2 protein-coding genes are annotated in these 2,202 nt (G+C 69.7%); both read left to right on the forward strand.

Features of this window, described 5'->3' with window-relative positions; genetic code table 11:
* Positions 1 to 1,210 (forward strand): endo-1,4-beta-xylanase (locus ACXJKG_RS20740; RefSeq protein WP_456847611.1); only part of this gene is annotated, 1,210 nt, incomplete at its 5' end.
* A gap of 71 nt (positions 1,211 to 1,281) precedes the next feature.
* Positions 1,282 to 1,857 (forward strand): NYN domain-containing protein, encoded by a 576-nt coding sequence (locus ACXJKG_RS20745; protein ID WP_456847612.1) that lies wholly within the window; start codon positions 1,282 to 1,284, stop codon positions 1,855 to 1,857.
* The last annotated feature ends 345 nt before the right edge of the window (positions 1,858 to 2,202 follow it).

The raw sequence follows: 2,202 nt of genomic DNA on the forward strand, positions 1-2,202 counted from the left end.
GAAGTGGGACGCCACCGAGCCGTCGCAGAACTCGTTCAGCTACGGCTCGGGCGACCAGGTGGCCGGCTACGCCGCGAGCAGCGGCAAGAAGCTGTACGGCCACACGCTGGTCTGGCACTCCCAGCTCCCGGGCTGGCTCACGACCCTGTCGGGAACGGCCCTGCAGTCGGCGATGACCAACCACATCACCAACGTCGCGACGCACTTCAAGGGCAAGGTGTTCGCCTGGGACGTCGTCAACGAGGCGTTCGCGGACAACGGCGCGCGCCGCGCGGAGTCACCGTTCCAGCAGAAGCTGGGCGACGGCTACATCGAGACCGCCTTCCGGACCGCCCGGACCGCCGACCCCACGGCCAAGCTCTGCATCAACGACTACAACACCGACGGCATCAACGCGAAGAGCACCGCGATCTACAACCTGGTCAAGGACTTCAAGGCGCGCGGCGTCCCCATCGACTGCGTCGGGTTCCAGGCCCACCTGATCGTCGGCCAGGTGCCGTCGGACCTGCAGGCCAACCTCCAGCGGTTCGCCGACCTGGGCGTCGACGTCCGGGTCACCGAGCTCGACATCCGCATGCAGACCCCGTCCGACGCAGGCAAGCTGGCCAACCAGGCGGCCGACTACAAGAAGGTCTTCCAGGCGTGCCTCGCGGTCACCCGCTGCCAGGGCGTGACCATCTGGGGCATCACCGACAAGTACTCGTGGGTGCCCAGCACGTTCCCGGGCCAGGGCGCGGCGCTGGTCTGGGACGAGGGCTACACGAAGAAGCCGGCGTACGACGCCATCGCGTCCGCGTTCGGCGCCGCCCCGCCGGTGACCCCCACGGCCACTCCCACGGTCACCCCGACGGTGACGCCGACAGTCACGCCGACGACCACCCCGCCGCCCGGCGCCGGCTGCCAGGTCACCTACGGCGTCAACCAGTGGAACACCGGCTTCACGGCGAGCGTCGTCGTGAAGAACACCTCGTCGAGCGCGCTCACCGGCTGGACGCTGAGGTTCACGTTCCCGTCGGGCCAGGTGATCACGCAGGCGTGGAGCGGCGTGGCCACGCAGTCCGGCTCGGCCGTGACGATCACCAACGCGGCCTGGAACGGCGCGATCCCGGCCGGCGGCAGCCAGCAGCTCGGCTTCAACGCGTCGCACACCGGCACCAACACCGCACCGACCTCGTTCACGCTGAACGGGACGACCTGCGCGGTCGCCTGACGCGCGCACGCCGGGCCGGATCCCCGTCGGGGTCCGGCCCGGTCCGTGCCACCTGCGGATACGCTGACGCGATGACGACCGAGGCGGCACCGCGCACCACCTACCTGCTGGTGGACGGCGAGAACATCGACGCGACGCTGGGGTCGTCGATCCTCGGCGGCCGGCCCACCCCCGAGCAGCGTCCGCGCTGGGAGCGGGTGCTGACCTTCGCGCAGCAGACGTGGAACCAGCCCGTCAAGGCGCTGTTCTTCCTCAACGCCTCGAACGGTTCGCTGCCGATGTCGTTCGTCCAGGCGCTCCTGGCCATCGGGTTCCAGCCGATCCCGCTGTCGGGCGAGTCGTACGAGAAGGTCGTCGACATCGGCATCAAGCGCACGCTCGAGGCCATCTCGGGCCGCGGCGGCGACGTGCTCCTGGCCAGCCACGACGGCGACTTCGCACCCGAGCTCGAGGCACTCGTGGACGACGAGGACCGCCGGGTCGGGCTGCTCGCCTTCCGCGAGTTCACCAGCACCCAGCTCTCGGCCCTCGTCGCGCGCGGCCTGACGACGTTCGACCTCGAGGGGGACGTCGCCGCGTTCAACGTGCAGCTGCCCCGCCTGCGGATCATCCCGCTCGACGAGTTCGACCCGCTGCGCTACCTCTGAGGCTGTAGCTCCCGGGCGCTCGCCGCGACTCAGGTCACGGCGACATAACGATCTATCTGCTACCGGTCGGGTTTTACCTAGTACCGCGTGGCTCAGATGCTTTGTGCGCTGGTAGACAAGCGCCTGGTTCCGCCCGAGAAGGGCGCCGATCCGCCCGTCAACGGCGACGGCGCAGGTCAGCGGCTTCTCGGGCGGCCATCTACCGGCAGCACCGTCCGCGCGGCCCTGGCCGTGCGGCGGTCACCACGACGAGGTGGTCATGAAGCGTCACATCCTGGCGGGGCTCGTCCTCGCACTCCTCACGACGGCGATCGTGCTGTTCTCCGGCCCCGAGCTCCAGGGCGT

It is taken from the genome of Cellulomonas sp. P5_C6 (assembly GCF_054049635.1).

What these genes read in the sequence shown, in the direction of transcription:
- ACXJKG_RS20745 (WP_456847612.1), top strand. Translation starts at nt 1,282, where the DNA reads ATGACGACCGAGGCGGCACCGCGCACCACCTACCTGCTGGTGGACGGC.